This window comes from Ruegeria sp. HKCCD6157 (assembly GCF_013110685.1).
Taxonomy (GTDB): domain Bacteria; phylum Pseudomonadota; class Alphaproteobacteria; order Rhodobacterales; family Rhodobacteraceae; genus Ruegeria.
This window is the reverse complement of the sequence record NZ_WVRB01000002.1, coordinates 327,193-346,830: the sequence shown is the minus strand read 5'-3', so window position 1 is coordinate 346,830 and position 19,638 is coordinate 327,193. Positions and strand designations below refer to the sequence as shown.

The window sequence follows — 19,638 nt, the reverse complement described above, 5'->3', positions numbered from 1 at the left end:
TGCTCCGTTACTCGCCAGTGTTGAAGGCGACGCGCTGACCAACGGTTACGCGCTGCGGCCCCTGATCGATCAGGACGGTGCCTTCCGGAAACGTGCCACGCACAAAGACACGGTCATCTTCAGCATGCAGAACTTCGACCGTCGCCAGGCGCACAGTCTTCTGCGCGTCAGCAACCAGCAGTGTCCATTGCCCACGCGTACCTTCTTTCAAGGATGTCGTGGGCACCCAGGTTCCCGCACTCTGTACGGGATCAATTACATGCACACGAGCGGTCTGCCCGAAGGCAACGTCCGGCGCGTTCCTCAGATCGAACAGTGCGGTTCTGGTGCGGGTTACCGGATCAATGTCGGGCCGCAAGGTTGCAAGGTTAGCCCGATAGCTTTGACCAGCGATCTCGATTTCAACATCTGTCAGAAGCGCCGGGTCAACGTCGAGTGGGATACCGATCCGAATCTGCGGCGACACGACCTCGACCATACCCAGAACCAGTTCACCCGAGCGCAGAGTTTCACCGCCGTCCACGTGTCGCGCGGTTATTTGACCAGAAAACGGAGCCTCAATGCTGGATTTCTCGATCCGAACGGTTACGTCCCGCAGCGCTGCATCCAGTTCTCCAATTCTAGACAGCAATTCATCTTTTCGGGAAACTGCCTCATCTAGGCGAGCTTGACTGGTAAAGCCTTGTTCGATGAGTTTCGCGTTTCGCTCGACCGTTTTCTCGGCAAATGAAAGCTGGGCTGCAATGGCATCACGAGATGCCGTCAGTCGGTCGCGTTCAACCTCCAACAGAGCTACGTCCAACGTTGCGAGAAGTTGGCCCTTAGCAACCTCGTCACCCTCATCCACCAGAATTTGATCAAGCGTCCCATTCAATTCGAAAGAGATATCTGCCGAACGCTGAGGCTCGACCTGCCCGATGAACACACGGTCGACTGTGTAGGCGCTTTCGGACGTGATTGGTGTGGCGGAGACTGGGGTTACAGCAGCTGCATCTGGCGCCGGTACAGCATCTGCTCTGCGCGTCAGCTCCGATGCACCGAAGTAAACTGCGGCCGCCGCAACACCTATGAAGCTAACGGTCACCCCGACACGCACGGTACCGCGTAAAACACGCAAAAAGAAGCTCGGCTTGGTCTTTTCAGTAAAGTATTTCGCGGGACTTGGCATTTGCGGACCTCATCAAGTTAGCATCTCTAACATATGTTAGAAGTTCTCACTTTGACAAGGGATACGTGATCTGGCACATGTTGGATCATGACCAGCATAGAAAAAAGTCACTCAAAAATCAGCCAAGCGACCGGTCAAACGGTGAGCAAGAAAGCCTATCATCACGGCGATCTCCGCGCTGCACTGATCGAAGCAACCCGACAGTTGGTTGAAGAAAAAGGTCCGGACAGTTTTTCCGTTTCCGAGGCCTGTAGAAGGGCTGGCGTATCAACGGCGGCACCTTACAAGCACTTCAAAGACAAGACAGAAATGTTGGTCGCCACTGTCCTTGAAGGAATGGATCGGCACCGAGACAAAATGCTTGCCGCACTGGAAGGCGTTCCCGAAGGATCTCCCGAGCGCATTACTGCCATCGGGATGGAGTATGTTGCCTTCGCGTTAAATGAGCCTGGGATCTTCAGACTGAAATTTGGCGGCTTCACAGATCGCATCGCGGATCCCCGGTTGGAGGAAGGTGGCCAGCAAAGTTTCGGGATTCTCTTGACTGAGGTAGCAAAGTGTCTCGGTGAACCGGGAATCACAGACGAAGTTCGCCGCCGTGGTTTTTTGTTGTGGAGTTTCGTGCACGGGCTGTCCTTCATTCTGCATGACAAAGGGCTTGCTGAGAAAGGCGAAGATTTCGATCTTCATACCCTTCTTGAGGACGTTTCGGAAAGAATGCTGAATTGAGCGTTCTCACGCCAAAACGAGCTTGACCAAGCGCAGATAGCAGACAATCTAAGCCGCTATCACGCCTACGCGTAAACGATTGCTCTGGTTCACATAGAAGACATTTTTGGACAGCGCAGCGAATGTCCGCTATCCAGAATCGCAAGGTCTCATCGTGAATGCCGGCTTGGGATTGAGCTAGTAGTACCAGATAGGGTCTATAGCAGAGTTTTCAGTCCAATACTTCCGTTTCTCAACCTGGAATTCTGCATGCGCGTTCGTTAGCTGGGAACTTCTGCAGGCACCAAGATCGTCATTCCTGCTCGGTCTGCTACGGCCATGATTGCCGGAATGTCTGGCGGTCCATCTGGCGCCGGAATGTCTGTTGTACCGTCAGGCATTGGTTCACCAGCTTCAGTAAAGAAAGTGTCATGCATCGCGCCAGGGGCGTTTATGCAAAGTAGCCGGCCAGGCCGTTCCCCAGTACATGTAAAGGCATGCACTGCGCCGTCCGGAACTTTGACGAAGTCACCACTTTTTGCGCTGATTGTCTCACCATTCACAAAGAACTCGAATTCACCATCGAGCACATAGAAGCTCTCGTCTTCGCCAGCATGATGATTGGGTGGCGCACCGGCACCCGGCGCCGTCTTTATCTCAACGATTGTGCAACGATCTCCGGTCTCACTGGGAAAGGCGTGAAAAGTCAGAAGGTTTCCTAGAAGATGATAAATTCGCGGACGAGGTTCAGCCATTACTTCAACTCCCTTTACTTGAAACACACTGCCCTTATAATACATATATCTACTAATGAGACAAGTGTATCATAAAAGGCTTGGTATTGGCGTCGCGTACAAATCAAATTAACCGAACACGAGAAGCACTTCTTTCAGCTGCACGTGACTTGATGTCGGAAGGCAAAGAAGTCACGCTGGCAAAAGTCGCTGAGCGTGCCAAAACCAGCCGTGCGACGGTCTATCGTTACTTTTCTGACCCAAGTGTCTTGGCTTTGGATGCGACGCTCGATCTTGAAGTTACTCCAACTTCAGAACTTCTCGAGGGGCTGAATAACGTCAGGAGCCGCGTACACGCCGTTGCGCGCTACTATCTGGATTTTTCTCGGTTTCATGAGGCGCACTTCCGGCAGTTTCTAGCTGAATCACTCAAGGCATCACTTGAAGATGGAACTGTCAAAATGCGTGGCGCCAGAAGAGTGGCGGCTTTTTCGGAAGCACTTGCACCAGTTCAGCCATTGATGAAGCCGAAGGAAATTGACGACCTGGCAAAGCGATTGTCCATGACGACGGGCATGGAACAACTTATTATTCTGGAAGACATTTTGCGAGTGGACGAAGCAACCGGTTACCAACTTCAGGAAGGGTTGGTCGATGCTCTGTTGGATCGGTACTTACCAAAAAACTGAAGCAGAATTCAGATGCCGACTTCATCCCAATACTGCTGGAAAATAGACACCAGTTAAACGTCCAATTTGGATTGAAATTATACTTCGAAACGATGAACGTGAACGGCCTTTTTGACCGCATCTCGGACGTTAACTGCGCCTTTATTAAACGGCTGCTTTGCGGAGGAAGCGGCCAACACAGCCTGTAAATGCAAGAGGCCGCCAACGCGTCGACAAGCCGCTGAGAGAGACGAAAAAGCACGACCCTTCGGACCACTGGCGTCCGGTTAGGCTTCACCAAAAAAGCGCGGCGTCGCATCAATCTCAATGAGCGCAAGCAGGCAAAAACAGACGTTGCAGGGCTCAGGCCTGCTTTTGAACCTCGGCTTCGTCTGCCACCTCTGCCGACTCTGGTGTCACTTCGACCACATCATCCTCGTCCGCGGGATCCATGACTTCAGGCTCTTCGGATTGATCTTCGAGCGCACCAACGATCAAAGGCAACATATGTACGCCGGTCGCGCTTGCGATTTCGGGTGTTTGTGGTGTCTGCCAGCTGAGCGTGTCGAAGCTGCCGCAGTTCTGGCAGACCGGTCCCCATTCAGGTTGGATATCATGGCAACTGGTGCACACCCATTGCGGACCACGCGGCGCATTCAGCGCTTTGGCCAACCAGCCTTGCACAATGGCGTCCGAAGCCCCCTCGCCCCGTTCGATAGCGGCCATCAACGTATAGGCGCGCGCATCACCCTGCGTTTCGACCACATCGCCCAGCGCACGGCGGGCTTCGGGGAAGTCCTCGGCCACGATGTTCAATTCGGCCAGTATCAGACGCGTTTCCATGTTCTCGGGGTGAATCCGGGTCAGCGCGGTGAACCGCTTGATCCGTTGGTCGGGGGTTTCATCCGGCACGACGTCGGCGAAGGCATGGGCCAGATCCGGATGCGGCTGCGCCTCCCATGCTTTTTTCAGAATCTTGGTTGCGGCCCGGGGTTTGCCTTTGGCGATATACGCGCGGGCCGCCATGGCAGCGGCAGGCACCAAATCAGGCGACAGGCGATTGGCTTCAATCGCGCGCTCCTGCTGTTCGACCGTCGCACCTTCGTCCAGAATTCCCTTGGCTTCGGACAAGGCCAAAACCGCGTCACGCCGTTTGAAGACATCGCGCGGCAAATACCCGGCTTTCAGCTTGGCCGTCAGGGTCGAACGGGCACCGGCCCAATCCTGCGCCTTGGTTTGCAGGTTCAGCAGAACGTCCTGCGTTTCTTCATGACGTGGTTTGATCGCCAGGGCCTTCTCGGCCAGTTTGCGGGCCGTTTCATCATCACCTTCGGCCAGCTTCTGCTTCATGATCCCGCGCACGCCAACGAAACGGGTGGCGCTGTTGGTCACCAGTTTTTTATAAGTATCCGATGCCTTTTTCGTATCCCCGGTCATCTCGGCGGCCTGTGCCACCAGCAGGTCGGTAAGCTCGGGCTTGTTCAGCAGTTTTTCGGCCTTGCTGGCTTTGGTCATCGCCACGCGGCCTTCGCCCGAGGCCAACGCCAACAGACCATCAGCCAGCGCCTGGTATCCCTTTTGCTGGCGATTGCGGTCAAAATACCGAGACAGGGCCGTTTCGTCACCGTTCAGGAATTTCAGCGTTGCGATCAGCAGGCTGAGCAACTTGAAAAACAGCCAGACCGCAAAAACCAATACAGCCAGCGCGATCACTGACTGAAGCGGCCCCAGCGTGAATTCCGTGCCCGCGACGGTGATCTGAACCCCGCCACTGGTTTGCATCAGGAAGTGACCGCCCAACGCCAGCAGGCCGATAATCGCAACAAAAACGAGGATCTTAAACAGTGACCACAGCATGGCAGGTCCTTCAGTTCGAGTTCAGGCTGGAAGCCAGTGTATTCGCCGCATCGACGGCGGCGACCCGTGTTTGGGCCGCCTGTTCCCAATCGGACATTGCAGCCTGTGCCGCTTCGGGAAGTGATTTCAGTTCGCTCAAGGTTTTGGCCAGGTCTCCGTCCGCCAGCGCAGCCTGTGCCCGCGACAGGATGGCATCTGGCCCATCCCCTTCCTGGGGCGTGACCGAGCGCGCGCCCGTTTGACGTTGCAGGAATGCGATCAGGCCGGTGCCCTTGTCGGCTTCACGGGCTTGGGCCAGCGCGGTTCGGGCCGCAGGCGCGAAACTGTCGCGCAGAGAAGAGAGTGTTTCAACACCCTTGTCAGCCGGCCCGGACAGGGCATCCGGCACATCCACACCGCCTGCTTTCAGTTCTGCAACCAGATCGGAATAGGGCTGACCTGCATCCAATTGCCCATGCAAACGCGACAGAACGGCGGCATTGGCCGCAGCCTGCGCATCGGCTGATGCTTTCGCCTCCAGCGCCTGAGCGTCGGAAACCATTTTTTCAACCTCGGCCCGTTGCGAGGCCAGCGAGTCCTGAAGCTTCTTCAGCTCAGCTTCGAACGCGGCCATGGATTCAGGCGACACGCTGGATTCGATCGGGGTTTTCTCAAGCGTCGCAATGCGGTCTGACAATGGTTCGATCTGGCCTGACAGCGTATCCACAGTGGATTTGATCGCACTCAGGTCACTTTCCACGGGTGTCAATTTGTCGGACAGCGCTTTGACCTGATCCGTCAGACCAGCATCATCCGGACTGTTTGCAAGCGCCTGAGACAGCTTGGCAATCTGGTCGGACTGGTCTGCCAGTTTGGATTCCAACGTCGCCAAGGTATCCGAGCTGTCCGAGCCAGTTGACAACAGCCCGCCATTGCCCAGCGCAAACCCGACGGCGGCAGCGATGGCACCGCCCAGCAAAGCGGGAACAAATCCGCCACGCTTTTCAACGACACGCTCGACCACTTTTTCTTCGGCCGGGGCAGTATCTTCAGTCGACGCTTCGGCTTCGGCTTCGGCTTCGGCTTCGGCTTCGGCTTCGGCTTCGGCTTCGGCTTCGGAAAGTTCTTCTTCTACGGTCTCAGTCGGGTCAACAGGTGTATCTTCCTGTTGCAGTTCGGGTTCGACGACGTCATCTGCCTTGGGGGTTTCCACCGGCTTTTCTTCGGACTTTTTCTTACCAGCCACCGCAATATTCCCCTTATCGAATCCAAATTCAGATGAATAACAGCCCCAGTCAAGTTAATCGGGGACCGCGCCGCCCTCAACCCGCAACGCATGTTTCACAAGCTTTTTGACAGCCTTACGCATTTTCTTTGGTGTCGGCTTCTTTGCGATCTTCAGGCGCGCATAGTCCAATGAATAAAGGGGATCTGCCGTGGCCTGACTGATTGCGGCCAACCACAAAGGCGCGGATCCGGTCCAAATATCGGCAAAATGTCGCGCCGTTCTTGGCGAAAAAAGCGGTGCGATTACCGGCGAATCCAGAGCTGCCACCCGGGTCGCTTCGGATGTTAGCGGCAACAGCAATTGCTGGTAGACTGGCAGTTCCCCCACGGTCAGGCCGGATTCGGTCAGTCGACCGGCAACATTGCCGCGCGTGTTCTCACCCCTCAAATGCAACAACGGGCTTTTGGGCCTCCGCTTGAGCAGATGTCCCACCAGTTCTTCCGCCGTGGCCCCGACCATTTCGGCCCGCCACCCGCAACCCTTCGCTGTGCTGGTCGTTGTCGGTCCGACGCAGAAAGCGGGCAGGTTGCGGTCCACACCTTTCAGGGCCGCCGCGTGCACCGCATTGGCCGACGTGAAAATCAACCCCTGCACACCCTCGGTCTCAACCTCGACCGGCAGAGGCCGGATTTCCATGATCGGAGAATAGATGACCTGAACCCGGGATTTGGTACGGGTCGGCAGCTGCGCGACGAACCGTTCAGAGGCAGCGCGCGGGCGGGTCATCAACAAATACAACGTGCGGCCCCTTGGCCCTTCAGGATTGTTTGCATCCGCGCAGGGTGATACCCCGCCGTTAGATCATGATGCAACGGATCAGGGTGATGGTGCAAACACTTACCGTATTGGGATTGGAAAGCAGCTGCGACGATACCGCCGCGGCCATCGTGCGTCAAACAACGGGCGCCAAAGCCGAAATCCTGTCATCCGTGGTACATGGCCAAACCGAACTGCACAGCCCTTTTGGTGGCGTCGTGCCCGAGATCGCGGCCCGGGCGCATGCGGAAAAGCTGGATGTCTGCGTTCTGCAAGCGCTGGACACCGCTGGTCTTTCCCTGAAGGACGTGGACGCCGTTGCGGTCACCGCGGGGCCGGGTCTGATCGGAGGGGTCATGTCGGGCGTCATGTGCGCCAAGGGGATCAGTGCGGCAACCGGTCTGCCTCTGGTGGGTGTCAATCACCTTGCCGGTCATGCGCTGACACCGCGACTGACGGACAACATTACCTTCCCCTACCTGATGCTTCTGGTGTCTGGCGGCCACTGCCAGTTCCTGATCGCCCACGGGCCCGAACATTTTACCCGCCTTGGCGGCACCATCGACGATGCGCCGGGAGAGGCCTTCGACAAAACCGCCCGCCTTCTGGGCCTGCCGCAACCTGGTGGCCCTTCCGTCGAAGCCGAGGCGCGCGCCGGTGATCCCAGACGCTTTCGATTTCCCAGGCCGCTTCTGGACCGGCCCGGTTGCGATCTGTCCTTTTCGGGATTGAAAACGGCCTTGATGCGGATGCGCGACCAGATCGTGAATGAAAAGGGTGGCTTGACGCGCCAGGACCGCGCAGATCTGTGCGCCGGATTCCAGCAGGCTATTGTGGACACATTGGCCGAAAAGACCCGGCGTGCGATTGATTTGTATCTGGAAGCCTCTCCGTCTGAACCCGTGATTGCCGTTGCCGGAGGGGTTGCCGCGAACTCGGCCATTCGGTCCGCATTAGAGTCTGTTTGTGCTGAAAAAAATACCCAATTTGCCGCCCCCCCGTTGGCGTTGTGCACGGACAATGCGGCGATGATTGCCTATGCTGGCCTGGAACGCTTTCGTGCCGGCGCGCGGGATGGGCTGGACCTGACCGCCCGCCCTCGCTGGCCTCTGGATCAGCACAGCCCGGCCATGCTGGGCGGTGGCAAGAAAGGGGCCAAGGCATGAGCGTATCCGTCCTGGGTTCCGGTGCGTTTGGCACTGCTCTGGCTATCTCGCTGGCAGGCAACGGGCCAGTGACACTGTGGTCAAGAAACGCCGATCGGGCGCAGCAGATGCGCGAGACGCGCGAAAATGCAACCCGACTGCCCAACATAACCTTGCCCGGGGACATCAATGTGACTGGGGATATCGCCAAGGCGCTCAGGGCTGCCACGCTTTTGTTGGCCGTGCCAATGCAGAAATTGCGCAGCGCTTTGCAGGATCACGCACCGGCCCTGCGCGGCAAGACTCTGGTGGCCTGCTGCAAGGGAATTGAACTGACCTCGGGGCTTGGACCTGTCGCGGTCATCAAAGAGACCATCCCGGATGCCCGCGTCGCGCTGCTGACCGGGCCCAGTTTTGCAGATGACATTGCACATGGCCTGCCCACCGCTCTGACGCTGGCTTGCGAGGATACGGAACTTGGCAAGGCGCTTCAGGCCGAACTGACGACGGCGAACCTGCGCCTTTACCGCACCACAGACACGATCGGCGCCGAACTTGGCGGCGCGCTGAAGAATGTCATGGCCATTGGCTGCGGTGCCGCCATCGGCGCAGGTCTGGGAGACAGCGCCCGGGCGGCCTTGATGACCCGCGGGTTTGCCGAGATGCAGCGCTTTGCCGCGATGCGCGGCGCGTGCCCCGACACCCTGATGGGCTTGTCCGGTCTAGGGGATCTTGTGCTGACCTGCTCTTCCGAACTGTCCCGAAACTATCGTTTTGGCCTTAGTTTGGGTCTGAATCAGCCCTTTGACAGCCAAATGACGGTCGAAGGCGTCGCCACTGCCCGTGCCATGTCGGACATTGCCGCCAAGGAAGGGCTGGATATGCCCATCAGCGCCACGGTGGCGGACCTGAGCCATGGCGCCTACAGTGTCACCGAGGCCATTCAAAACCTACTAAATAGACCCCTCAAGGAGGAATAACATGCTGATCGCCCTCATCGCTCGTGACAAACCCGACGCGTTGCAAACCCGATTGGACAACCGCTCGGCCCACCTGGCCTATATCGAAGAAACCGGCGTCGTGTCACAGGCCGGACCGTTGCTGCACGGTGACGCCATGATCGGCTCATTGATAATTCTCGATGTGGAGAACCTGGCCGCCGCACAATCGTGGGCCGATGGCGACCCTTACGCAAAGGCTGGATTGTTCCAATCGGTTGAGCTGATCCCGTGGAAAAAGGTGATCGGTTGATGGCCTATTGGTTGTTCAAGTCGGAACCGTCGACCTGGAGTTGGGATCAGCAAGTCGCAAAGGGCGACGCGGGCGAGGAATGGGACGGTGTACGCAATTATCAGGCGCGCAATTTCATGCGTCAGATGAAGGTTGGGGACCGGGGGTTCTTTTACCATTCGCAAAAGGACAAGTCCGTTGTTGGCATTGTCGAGGTCTGTGCCGAGGCCCATCCCGACAGCACCACCGATGACGAACGGTGGGAGTGTGTGGACATCAAAGCCGTGCGGCCCTTTTCCAAACCCGTAACGCTGGACCAGATCAAGGCGGACGAGCGTCTGGCCAACATGGTGCTGGTGAAGAACTCTCGCTTGTCGGTGCAACCCGTGGCCGAGGATGAATGGCGGGTGATTTGCATGCTGGGCGAAACCCAGCCTGATTGAACGGGAAAATGGCGCCGGGCACGGAACTTCTCAAAGCTCTGGCAAGATGCTATCTTTCCTTGGGCTTTGCCGGGTGAGATCATGTCGGTCGCGGTTTTGTGCGATCGAAATTGCCGGGTGGTGTTCGAATAAAGATCGGTCTTTCTTGAAAGCAAAAACCCATGTCTGACGACGAAGGCGGCAATGGGATATTCGAAGACGCCGTTGCTGCGAAGAATTCAAAAAACTGGGAAGCGCGCCTAAAAGAGGCGCGTGAAAAGCGTGCCAGAGTGCTCAGCGGGGCGCAGGGTGAAGCGCAGGAAAAACCCGCCCTGAAACCTTCCGAGACAGAGCACCTGCCCCGACCAGACGAAACCAAAATCGAAGAGATCGTATCAGACCGGGTCCGTTCCCTGCATTTGGAAGAACCAAAAACCCGGAAAAAACCCTTGGTTAGAGCAAGAATTATTCTGGCCGCCTTGGTTTGCGGCGCGTTCCTGCAATGGGCGGTCACACATATTGCCGGAACTTTGCGCCCCAGCGGTGGAACGCCCCCAGCCAGCCTGGATGCGGCGACTGAAACTCTTCCTGAAATCGAGGAGCTGCTTTCAGACAGAGCCCCCACCGTCAGAATCGCAGAGTCACCGGCCCCACGAGACACACAAACAGCCGAGGGCCCCGCCGATTCAGCGTCTTCCGAAGTCGCGCCCGTTTCCAACCCGGCAATCATCGAAGAGGCCGAGGATGCGATCACAGGCGCAACTCTCGACCAGAGCGTCTCGGTTGAAGCGATCGTGACGCCACCCGTTCCTGCCGAAGACAATTCGGCTGCGGATGACCGAGACAGGGTGGAACCAAGACCCCCAACCCCAGAAGCGGAACCGGCCGTGTCTTTGTCCCCGCCAGCCATATTCATTCCGCCACAGCTCGAACCCATCTTGGCCACCGTTTCTTCTGCGGATGTTCAAACCTTGTATCCAGCTTCTGCTGAACCGCCGTGGCGCCACACCAACCGGTCGAACAAAGACAGCTTTTCGCAGACATCCTTGATGGTTTTGGACCCTGTTCTGCAAGAGATCACTTTATCTGCGGCCCCGTCTTATGCAGAGGTAAAACCGCTTTCGCCCGCACAATCCCCCATTGATCTGGAAGTCTCGCTTTTTGTTCCCTTGAGAGTGTCACAAGACGCCAGCAGCCGGGCTTTGGAACTGCTTACACAGGGCCGCGCGACTGTTGTATCAACAGACCGCGTGGGTTTTCGTGTCCGAGAAACACAGGTTCGTTTCTATCATCCAAGCGACGCTGAAAACGCGGCGCTGGCGGCTGATGCTCTTGACGGAATATTGAGGGATTTCACGAATTCGGGCAGCAAGACCCGTCCGGGGCGGATAGAAGTCTATTTGGCAGGCAGCGGTGGCGCGTCATCCAGGAATTCGGACCCAAGGCCCACGGAATTCGACAATTTCATTGCGCGTATTCTTGGCGAACTCAGATAAGAAACGAGGGAAGGCTCTGACGATACAGAACCTTCCCTACCCCCGCGTGCTCCCTACTCACCACACGCGTATGGAAATATCTGGTTCTGACCGTCCTGGTCACAGGTTGAACTTAGCCCAGCCGCACCCTTGGTTTCAAATGCCAAGTCTTTAAATTGAAACTCAAATTAAATACGCCCGCCAAAATCTCGACGGGCGCTTGGTAAATTTCGACCGGGTCAGCTGTACACGGATTCTTTTCCGAAATGCTTCGTCAAAATATAATAGACAACGGCACGGTACTTGTTGCGCTCGGACATGCCATAGGTTTCCATGGCTTTGTTGATCCCTTCCATCAGCTCGGGGCCATCTGCCAGACCCAGCTTTTTGATCAGGAAGTTGTTCTTGACGGTTTCCAGTTCCGAGTCCTGGCTGGCCGCGACAGTTGCCGCATCTGCGTCATAGATCGCCGGACCACAACCGATGGTGACCTTGGTCAGCAGGTCCATATCTGGGTCCATCCCGCATTTGGTTTTCAGGTCTTCTGCGTATTTGGCGATCAGCTCGTCGCGCTTGCCCATATCCTAGTCTCCTTGATCCGTTTACCCGGCACCTTTTACCGATGATCGAAAGACTAGCCGCGTCGCAGGCTTTTCCAAAAGGAAAAAAATTTGCGATTTCTCCCCCTTGGTCGCAGCCTGCACGTTTCTTGCTGAAAAGCCTAGCGGCAATAGCCCCACCCCGGGCCTTGCAAGTGGAAATGATCCGCGTGCAAACGATTGAAATCGGGCCCAAGAACCACGCGAAACCAACCGCAGGCCCCGCGCCAGATCCGCCGAAAAAAGGCGCCTTCCGGTCCCGAGCCCTGCCAGTTTGACAACAAGGTCAGCGTCCGACCGTCAACGGTATCCACACCGACGATATCTATCGAATCCGCGCGGGCATGGCTGCTCCACCCACCGTTTTCACCCTGCGCGGTGCGCATGGGGCGGCAATTGTAACTGCCGTTGTGGCGCAATCGGGAAACGTAGGCCCCAAGCAGATCGCGTGCGGCGGGCTGCACGACGTGATGTTCCCACATGGTCAGGCGCAGCGCCGTGGCGCAACTGGTTTCAACATCCTCGATCCCTGATGTCACCAATTTGGTCAGACGACCCCGACCAGCGATGCCGCAGTTCTGATCGACAACCAGGTCCGCCATCGCCTCAAACCGAACACCTGAGTCTTCCAGAGCGGCCCTGCACTGTGCTTCGCTGGCCAGTGCGCGGTTCAGTTGGAGCTTGGTGACGGGTGTAATCGGGGCGGTTACCTTCAGATCACGCAACGGGTTCCAGTGTGACGGTATCGGCGTTTGGGGATGCGCCAACACCCACCAGACACCACCGCCCAAAAGGATGACAACAATCGCCAGCCTGAAAAAGAAAGACGCCGCCAGGTACAAATACCGGCGGCGCCCAGATTTCTGTGTCATACCCAGACGGCGATCAGTAGCGGTAGTGTTCCGGCTTGTACGGACCTTCCGGTTTGACACCGATGTAAGCGGCCTGATCCGCATCCATCTGGGTCAGCTTCACGCCGATGCGATCCAGATGCAGGCGGGCCACTTTCTCATCCAGATGCTTGGGCAGGATGTAGACCTTGTTCTCGTACTGGTCACCTTTGGTGAACAGTTCGATCTGGGCCAGAACCTGGTTGGTGAACGAGGCCGACATCACGAAGGACGGGTGCCCGGTGGCGTTGCCTAGGTTCAGCAGACGACCTTCGGACAGCAGGATGATGCGGTTGCCCGAAGGCATCTCGATCATGTCCACCTGTTCCTTGATGTTGGTCCATTTGTGGTTCTTCAGGCTGGCCACCTGAATTTCGTTGTCGAAGTGGCCGATGTTGCCGACGATGGCCATGTCCTTCATCTCGCGCATATGCTCGATGCGGATCACGTCCTTGTTGCCGGTGGTTGTGATGAAGATATCCGCGGTGGCGACTTCGTCTTCCAGCAGGGTCACTTCGAAACCGTCCATCGCGGCTTGCAGGGCGCAGATCGGGTCGACTTCGGTGACTTTCACACGAGCACCAGCACCACGCAACGACGCGGCCGAGCCTTTGCCCACATCACCGTAACCGCAGACCACTGCAACCTTGCCGGCCATCATCGTGTCGGTGGCGCGGCGGATACCGTCGACCAGCGATTCCTTGCAGCCGTATTTGTTGTCGAATTTCGACTTGGTGACGCTGTCATTCACGTTGATCGCCGGGAACGGCAGATGCCCTTCCTTGACCAGCTGATACAGGCGGTTCACACCGGTGGTGGTTTCCTCGGAAACACCCTTGATCTGGTCACGCATCTTTGTGAACCAGCCCGGGCTTGCCGCCATGCGCTTGGCGATCTGCTTCTTGATCACCTCTTCCTCTTCCGAACCCGGAACAGGGATGATGTCCTCACCCGCTTCGGCACGGGCGCCCAGCAGGATGTACAGCGTTGCGTCGCCGCCATCATCCAGGATCATGTTCGGGCCTTCCTCGAACAGGAAGGATTTGTCCAGATAATCCCAGTGCTCTTCCAGTGTCTGGCCCTTGACGGCGAAGACGGGAATACCCGCCTCGGCAATCGCGGCGGCGGCGTGGTCCTGGGTCGAGAAGATGTTGCACGACGCCCAGCGCACATCCGCGCCTAGCGCCACCAGCGTTTCGATCAGAACGCCCGTCTGGATGGTCATGTGCAACGACCCGACGATGCGCGCCCCTTTCAACGGCTTGCTGTCGCCGTATTCCGCGCGCAGGGACATCAGGCCCGGCATCTCGGTTTCGGCTATGTCCAGCTCTTTGCGGCCAAAGCCAGCCAATGAAATGTCTTTAACGATATAGTCCCCGGCCATCAGGTGCTCCATTTTCCGGTAATTCACAGTCCTCGCTGCCCCTAGCATTCCTTGGGGCAGGTGGCAACTTTGAAGACTGTGGTCGGAAACGATATGGCCAATATCAGCTGGGTGTGCCTTCAATTTCGATCTTTGGTATCGCTTCAAAAAAATCGGTGCCAACGGCAACAATACAGCTGATACCGTTCGCATTGGTTACCAAAACGGTATAACTTCCCGTTTCTTTCGAGGTCCAAACCTCCATCACCGCTTGCGCGCCGCGTGTTTTTTGCAGGCCGCCAAAGGCCAATTCCTCGGCATAATTCTCCTGCAATTTGGATATGATGTCATCCCGTGCCGCACAATTCTGGGCAAAGGCAGGCGGCGCGGTGGCGGCCATTCCGAAGGTCAGTGCGATTGCGAATAAACGTTTGAACATAGGGTGCTCCTTTCGATACGTGTTTCAGTTCGAGAGGGGCACACTGGGAGGAGAATGCACCCCCCTCAGTCTTTAATGTCGGGATCATACCGCGCCGTTTCAAAGCACGAACGCTCAAGAAAATGTTGGCAGCGTGTGATCCAGACAGGTACATCATACCATAAAAACGCGAATTGAACGTGTCCAACTTCACAAGGCATGGCAGAATGGCAACACAACCCAGAGCGTGGCAAAGGATGCTGTCGGGTCGCAGGCTGGACCTGCTGGACCCGACACCGGTGGATATCGAGATTGAAGACATCGCACACGGCCTTGCCTTTGTCGCTCGTTGGAACGGTCAGACAAACGGCGATTTCGCTTATTCCGTGGCCGAACATTCCCTGCTGGTTGAAGAGATTTTTGGCCGTATTGCCCCCAAAGCACCCATGAAATGGCGTTTGGCGGCCCTGCTACATGACGCGCCCGAATATGTGATCGGCGATATGATCTCGCCCGTGAAATCCGCCGTCGGCCCAGACTATGGCGCGTTGGACGACCGGCTGGCGGCAGCAATCCACATACGGTTTGGACTACCGGCTGAGGTCCCAAAAACGGTGAAGCGCCAGATCAAGAAGGCCGACAAGATCAGCGCCTGGATGGAGGCGACACAGATTGCCGGGTTTTCCGAGGCCGAAGCCACGAAATTCTTTGGCCGCCCGGACAGGGGGATCGTGGCGGGTTTACTGATCAGGCTGCGCCCCCCGGTCGAGGTGCGGCACGCCTTTACGGCGCGGCACGCAGAATTGATCGCTCAGATCTGAGAGGCGCTTTCCGAATGCGGTGAGTGGTACGGGGGAACTGGTGGAAGAAAGATGAAAACAAAGACCGGAACCCGAGTTTTGCTTGTCGTCAACGTCGTGCTGACTTTTGGTCTTGCGGCGGCGTTGGTCGAAACCGGGTATGTCTCGAAGGCGCTCAGAAAAATCTCGGGCACACATGTCCCGGTCACGGAAACCGATCACTACAAGCTCATGGTCTGGTTGCACGAGCGGCCGATTTCTCAGGCGCTCGCCTCACCGGATATTCAGATCGCTTTCATCGGCGATTCCATTATCGAAGGGTGGTTGACCAGCAACATCCTGCCCAACTCGCTGAATCTTGGGATCAGCCGCGACACCACCCCGGGCCTGATCGCACGGGCAAAACCGGAACTGATTGCCCATGTTCCGACATGGTATCTGGGAATCGGGGTCAATGACGCTCTGACGGCCACACCGCCAGAGAAGATTGCAGAGTATGTCGCACAGTTGAAGGCCCTGTTCATGCCTGCTGACAGGTTGATCTGGCGTGCTGTGTTGCCCGTCACCGGTGCAAACTGGACCGCGGAACAAGAGGCGTTTCGAACGGCCTTCAATTCGGCTGCACAACAGGCCTGTCAGGATATGGCGAACTGCACGTTTCTGACCCCGCCGGACGGGTTCGCCGAGAACACCGCCGACTGGACATCAGACGGGTTGCATCCCAACGCAATCGGATATCGTCAGCTGGCGCGGCAGCTCTGCGCAGAAATCTCCTGCTCACCCTGAAGGTACTGAATGGGTACGGTCAGCACCGCTGCCCGCAGACCTGTCTGAAACTTGGGCAGGGTTTGTGTTCACGCCGTTTCAGCCAAAGACGTAGAAGCACAGTTTGTTGCCATCCGGGTCACGCACATAGGCACCATAGAACCTGTCGGGGACGCGTTGACCAGGTTCGCCTTCGTCCACCGCACCCAGGCTGATTGCCTTGTCATATAGTTCCTTGACCTCATCCTTGGAGTCGGCTGCAAAGGCGACCATGTTGCCATTTCCGGCGGCGCAGGCATCACCGTCGTAGGGCTCGCAGACCGCCAGCATCGGCGCGTCGGGTTTGTTGCCGATGAACGCGATCCGGCCTGCGTCTATAACCACTTTCGCGCCCGTGTCCGCAAAAAGTTTGGTATAGAAGTCCTTGGCGCGCGCCATGTCCGAAACGCCAACGGTTACATATCCGATCATAAAGTGGTCCTGTTCTGACAAAAGATTCCAGATGCGGCGAACAGTCCTCGACAGGGTCCAAGGTTACAAGTCACTAAACCGTCATCGAGCGGCCGGGCCACCTAACGCGGGCTGCGTTTCGCCAGTATCCGCTGCAACGTCCGCCGATGCATATTCAACCGTCGCGCGGTTTCGGAAACATTCCGGTCACACAGCTCATAAACGCGCTGGATATGTTCCCAGCGCACACGGTCCGCGCTCATGGGGTTTTCCGGCGGCGGGGGCATCTCGTCACCCTTTGCCAGCAATGCGTTCGTGATGTCGGTGGCATCGGCTGGCTTTGACAGATAATCGGTCGCGCCGATCTTGACAGCCGCGACGGCGGTCGCGATCGCACCGTATCCGGTCAGAACAACAACACGGCTGTCGGGGCGTTTTTCCCGCAATACCTCGACAACGTCCAATCCGTTGCCATCCTCAAGCCGCAGATCGACGACGGCATAAGCCGGGGGTCGGGCGGTGGATATCGCGCGCCCTGCCGCGACGGATCCTGCGGTCTCAACCTCGAAGCCACGCTTTTCCATGGCCTTGGCCAAACGTCTCAGAAACGGCTCGTCATCATCAACCAAAAGCAGGGATTTGTCAGGGCCGATGTCAAGCTGAGAAGTGTCTGCCATATGTTAGGTCTTTCGCTATTTCATGCCTTTGGCTCGAACATGAGTAATAGCAGCGCGGGAACAAAGGTCAAACAACCTTGTTACGACGCGGCCTGCTTCAGGAAGCATTCAACCTTGTCCGCCATCTGTTCGGCCGTGTCTTCGCGCTTGAAGAACTCCAGAAATCCATCTTCGGGTGTAACCAGATAGGTAAAGGTGGAATGGTCAACCAGATAGAATTCATCGCCCTTGTCATGCGCCTTGTAATAGGTCTTGTAGGCCTTGCTGGCCGCCTTGACCTGTTCTGGCGAGCCGGTCAGGGCGATCGTCTTGCCCCCGAGATTGAAAGCATAGTCAGCCATGACTTCGGGCGTATCGCGATCCGGGTCAATCGAGATGAACAAAGGTGTCACCGACAGCCCGCGTTCAGCCAGAATATCGACAGCGTCGGCGTTGCGGGACATGTCGAAGGGGCAAACGTCCGGGCAGAACGTGTATCCGAAGTAAACCAGCGTCGGTTCGGTAATCACATCTTTGTCCGTAACCGTCTCGCCTTTGCCGTTCACCAGTTCAAATGGTCCACCAATTGCGGCGGCACCCCCAGCAATCTGGCTGGACCGGCATTGCGCGAATTTGTCATCGGACCCGCCGCCCCGCGTCAGAATCCACATGGCCCCAAGTCCGATAGCCAGAACAACAGTTGCGAGAATTGCGAGAAGGCGGGTCATTTCGATTATCCGGTCTCAAGGGGTTGTTGATCGTTCCGGCCGGGACACCTATCAAGATGACCAGCCGATGCAACAGGACATAAGCGACCGATGGCAGAATCCAATCAGACTTTTTGGCGCGGCCAGGAACGCAGCAGCTGGATTCGGCTTCGGACCCTGATCCTTTTGCGATGGGTGGCGATCATCGGCCAGCTCACCGCAATCACGGTGGCCCAGCGATATTATGACGTGCAGCTGGAACTGGGCCTGTGTTACCTGGCCATCGGAATCTCGGTCATGGGCAACCTGACTGCCATATTGCTGTTTCCGCAAAACAAGCGCCTGACCGAGTTTGAAAACTTCCTGATGGTTCTGTTCGACCTGCTGCAACTGTCAATTCTGCTGTACTTGACCGGCGGGCTGAACAATCCGTTTGCGCTGCTTCTACTGGGCCCGGTCACGATTTCAGCCAATGTCATGAGCACTCGATCGACCCTGATTGTCGGCGCCGTCGCAATCGTTCTGACAACTGTACTGGCGGAATTTCACCTTCCGTTGCGGACAAGTCTCGGGCTTGTTCTGGATATCCCCGATATCCTCCTGTTTGGAAACTGGGCCGCGATCATCATCGCCATCGTCTTCATCGGTGCCTATTCCCATCGCGTCAGTTCCGAAGTCCAATCCATGTCCGAAGCGCTGGCCGCCACGCATATGGCGCTGGCGCGCGAACAGAAGCTGACCGATCTGGGGGGCGTCGTGGCCGCTGCCGCGCATGAACTGGGCACGCCTCTGGCGACGATAAAACTGACCAGCGCGGAACTGATCGAAGAGTTGGACGACCGCCCGGACCTGAAAGAAGACGCCGCTTTGATCCGCGAGCAGGCAGACCGTTGCCGTGACATTCTGCGCGACATGGGACGGGCGGGCAAAGATGATCTGCACCTGCGGCAGGCGCCGCTTTCGACAGTGGTGAACGAAGCGGCCGAACCACATGTCGGTCGCGGCAAAGAGGTTCATTTCTCTGAAGGCCCCGCGCAGGACGGGGATGTTCAACAGCCCTCGATCCTGCGCAAACCCGAGATCATTCACGGTTTGCGCAACCTGATTCAGAATGCCGTGGATTTCGCCCGCGCAAATGTCTGGGTCGAGGCCGAATGGACCGACAGCAGGATCACCGTCAGCATCATGGATGACGGGCGGGGATATCCGCCCCACATGATCGGACGCATCGGCGATCCGTTTATGCGCCGAAGACGGGCAGAATCCGATCAGAGAGCACGCCCGGAATACGAAGGGATGGGCCTGGGATTGTTCATCGCCAAAACCCTGCTGGAACGCAGCGGCGCCGAACTGGAATTCGCCAATGGTTCGGACCCCTACCAGCATCTGACCGACAATCCTGAACGGCGCGGGGCAATCGTCAAGGTGACCTGGCCACGCAAGCTGATTGATGCGCAGAAAGGTGACACCCCGGTCCCGTCGGGATCCAACACGCGCATCCAGGTGTGAATTAAGAGACCATTAACCAATCCCACGCATAGTCTGTCCTTGTATCGTTCA

22 protein-coding genes are annotated in these 19,638 nt (G+C 57.1%); 10 read left to right on the top strand and 12 right to left on the bottom strand.

Annotation, left to right across the window (positions count from 1 at the left end):
• Positions 1-7 precede the first annotated feature (7 nt).
• Positions 8-1,168 carry an efflux RND transporter periplasmic adaptor subunit gene (locus GS612_RS11770; protein ID WP_171640505.1) on the bottom strand — a complete coding sequence of 387 codons (1,161 nt, stop codon included), beginning with the start codon at positions 1,166-1,168 and terminating at the stop codon, positions 8-10.
• 87 nt (positions 1,169-1,255) lie between these two features.
• Here GS612_RS11770 and GS612_RS11765 point away from each other — a divergent pair, with 87 nt between their 5' ends.
• Complete coding sequence (locus GS612_RS11765) at positions 1,256-1,897, top strand: TetR/AcrR family transcriptional regulator (RefSeq protein ID WP_171233500.1); 642 nt, start codon at positions 1,256-1,258, stop codon at positions 1,895-1,897.
• Positions 1,898-2,157: 260 nt separating this feature from the next.
• Here GS612_RS11765 and GS612_RS11760 read toward each other — a convergent pair whose 3' ends face one another.
• Positions 2,158-2,631 carry a cupin domain-containing protein gene (locus GS612_RS11760; RefSeq protein ID WP_253286155.1) on the bottom strand — a complete coding sequence of 158 codons (474 nt, stop codon included), beginning with the start codon at positions 2,629-2,631 and terminating at the stop codon, positions 2,158-2,160.
• An 80-nt stretch (positions 2,632-2,711) separates the two neighbouring features.
• Between GS612_RS11760 and GS612_RS11755 the strand changes: the two genes are divergently transcribed.
• Positions 2,712-3,299, top strand: coding sequence for a TetR/AcrR family transcriptional regulator (locus tag GS612_RS11755; protein WP_371809336.1), 588 nt, complete (start codon positions 2,712-2,714; stop codon positions 3,297-3,299).
• Between the two features lie 342 nt (positions 3,300-3,641).
• On the opposite strand, the gene GS612_RS11750 is transcribed toward GS612_RS11755, so the two are convergent.
• From GS612_RS11750 to GS612_RS11740, 3 genes are read right to left on the bottom strand one after another with little or no spacing between them, the layout of a single operon-like run.
• On the bottom strand, positions 3,642-5,135 hold the full coding sequence (locus GS612_RS11750) for a heme biosynthesis protein HemY (protein ID WP_171640499.1): 1,494 nt from the start codon (positions 5,133-5,135) through the stop codon (positions 3,642-3,644).
• Positions 5,136-5,145: 10 nt separating this feature from the next.
• Complete coding sequence (locus GS612_RS11745; protein ID WP_171640497.1) at positions 5,146-6,360, bottom strand: COG4223 family protein; 1,215 nt, start codon at positions 6,358-6,360, stop codon at positions 5,146-5,148.
• A 54-nt stretch (positions 6,361-6,414) separates the two neighbouring features.
• Positions 6,415-7,140, bottom strand: coding sequence for a uroporphyrinogen-III synthase (locus tag GS612_RS11740; protein WP_253286154.1), 726 nt, complete (start codon positions 7,138-7,140; stop codon positions 6,415-6,417).
• Positions 7,141-7,226: 86 nt separating this feature from the next.
• On the opposite strand from GS612_RS11740, the gene tsaD reads away from it, so the two are divergent.
• From tsaD to GS612_RS11715, 5 genes are all read left to right on the top strand, one after another.
• Positions 7,227-8,324, top strand: a complete 1,098-nt coding sequence (gene tsaD / locus GS612_RS11735) for a tRNA (adenosine(37)-N6)-threonylcarbamoyltransferase complex transferase subunit TsaD (protein ID WP_171640563.1) — start codon at positions 7,227-7,229, stop codon at positions 8,322-8,324.
• On the top strand, positions 8,321-9,283 hold the full coding sequence (locus GS612_RS11730) for an NAD(P)H-dependent glycerol-3-phosphate dehydrogenase (RefSeq protein WP_171640493.1): 963 nt from the start codon (positions 8,321-8,323) through the stop codon (positions 9,281-9,283). The genes tsaD and GS612_RS11730 overlap by 4 nt, the downstream gene beginning before the upstream one ends.
• Before the next feature lies 1 nt (position 9,284).
• Positions 9,285-9,554: a YciI family protein gene (locus GS612_RS11725; RefSeq protein ID WP_171640491.1), complete on the top strand. Its 270-nt coding sequence runs from the start codon at positions 9,285-9,287 to the stop codon at positions 9,552-9,554.
• A complete protein-coding gene (locus GS612_RS11720; protein ID WP_171640489.1) occupies positions 9,554-9,976 on the top strand; it encodes an EVE domain-containing protein in 423 nt (140 codons plus the stop codon). Before GS612_RS11725 ends, GS612_RS11720 begins: the two co-directional genes overlap by 1 nt.
• 161 nt (positions 9,977-10,137) lie before the next feature.
• Positions 10,138-11,451, top strand: a complete 1,314-nt coding sequence (locus GS612_RS11715; protein WP_171640487.1) for a hypothetical protein — start codon at positions 10,138-10,140, stop codon at positions 11,449-11,451.
• Between the two features lie 218 nt (positions 11,452-11,669).
• On the opposite strand, the gene GS612_RS11710 is transcribed toward GS612_RS11715, so the two are convergent.
• The 4 genes from GS612_RS11710 to GS612_RS11695 all read right to left on the bottom strand — a co-directional run bounded on the left by GS612_RS11710 (position 11,670) and on the right by GS612_RS11695 (position 14,721).
• On the bottom strand, positions 11,670-12,011 hold the full coding sequence (locus tag GS612_RS11710) for a DUF2853 family protein (RefSeq protein ID WP_171171577.1): 342 nt from the start codon (positions 12,009-12,011) through the stop codon (positions 11,670-11,672).
• A 140-nt stretch (positions 12,012-12,151) separates the two neighbouring features.
• Positions 12,152-12,901, bottom strand: a complete 750-nt coding sequence (locus GS612_RS11705; protein WP_171640485.1) for an extensin family protein — start codon at positions 12,899-12,901, stop codon at positions 12,152-12,154.
• Positions 12,902-12,914: 13 nt separating this feature from the next.
• Complete coding sequence (gene ahcY / locus GS612_RS11700) at positions 12,915-14,303, bottom strand: adenosylhomocysteinase (protein WP_171116646.1); 1,389 nt, start codon at positions 14,301-14,303, stop codon at positions 12,915-12,917.
• A 103-nt stretch (positions 14,304-14,406) separates the two neighbouring features.
• Positions 14,407-14,721 carry a hypothetical protein gene (locus GS612_RS11695; protein ID WP_171640483.1) on the bottom strand — a complete coding sequence of 105 codons (315 nt, stop codon included), beginning with the start codon at positions 14,719-14,721 and terminating at the stop codon, positions 14,407-14,409.
• A gap of 206 nt (positions 14,722-14,927) precedes the next feature.
• On the opposite strand from GS612_RS11695, the gene GS612_RS11690 reads away from it, so the two are divergent.
• Together GS612_RS11690 and GS612_RS11685 are read left to right on the top strand one after the other, a co-directional pair.
• Positions 14,928-15,521, top strand: a complete 594-nt coding sequence (locus GS612_RS11690; RefSeq protein WP_171640481.1) for an HD domain-containing protein — start codon at positions 14,928-14,930, stop codon at positions 15,519-15,521.
• A gap of 51 nt (positions 15,522-15,572) precedes the next feature.
• Positions 15,573-16,286 (top strand): GDSL-type esterase/lipase family protein, encoded by a 714-nt coding sequence (locus GS612_RS11685; RefSeq protein ID WP_171640479.1) that lies wholly within the window; start codon positions 15,573-15,575, stop codon positions 16,284-16,286.
• A gap of 78 nt (positions 16,287-16,364) precedes the next feature.
• Here GS612_RS11685 and GS612_RS11680 read toward each other — a convergent pair whose 3' ends face one another.
• The 3 genes from GS612_RS11680 to GS612_RS11670 all read right to left on the bottom strand — a co-directional run bounded on the left by GS612_RS11680 (position 16,365) and on the right by GS612_RS11670 (position 18,099).
• A complete protein-coding gene (locus GS612_RS11680; protein WP_171640477.1) occupies positions 16,365-16,736 on the bottom strand; it encodes a VOC family protein in 372 nt (123 codons plus the stop codon).
• A gap of 101 nt (positions 16,737-16,837) precedes the next feature.
• The gene (locus tag GS612_RS11675) at positions 16,838-17,392 is read right to left on the bottom strand and encodes an ActR/PrrA/RegA family redox response regulator transcription factor (RefSeq protein ID WP_152459641.1); all 555 of its coding nucleotides are present in this window, start codon (positions 17,390-17,392) and stop codon (positions 16,838-16,840) included.
• Between the two features lie 80 nt (positions 17,393-17,472).
• Positions 17,473-18,099, bottom strand: coding sequence for an SCO family protein (locus GS612_RS11670; protein WP_152459640.1), 627 nt, complete (start codon positions 18,097-18,099; stop codon positions 17,473-17,475).
• A gap of 90 nt (positions 18,100-18,189) precedes the next feature.
• Between GS612_RS11670 and regB the strand changes: the two genes are divergently transcribed.
• On the top strand, positions 18,190-19,587 hold the full coding sequence (regB, locus tag GS612_RS11665; RefSeq protein ID WP_171116656.1) for a sensor histidine kinase RegB: 1,398 nt from the start codon (positions 18,190-18,192) through the stop codon (positions 19,585-19,587).
• Positions 19,588-19,638 lie beyond the last annotated feature (51 nt).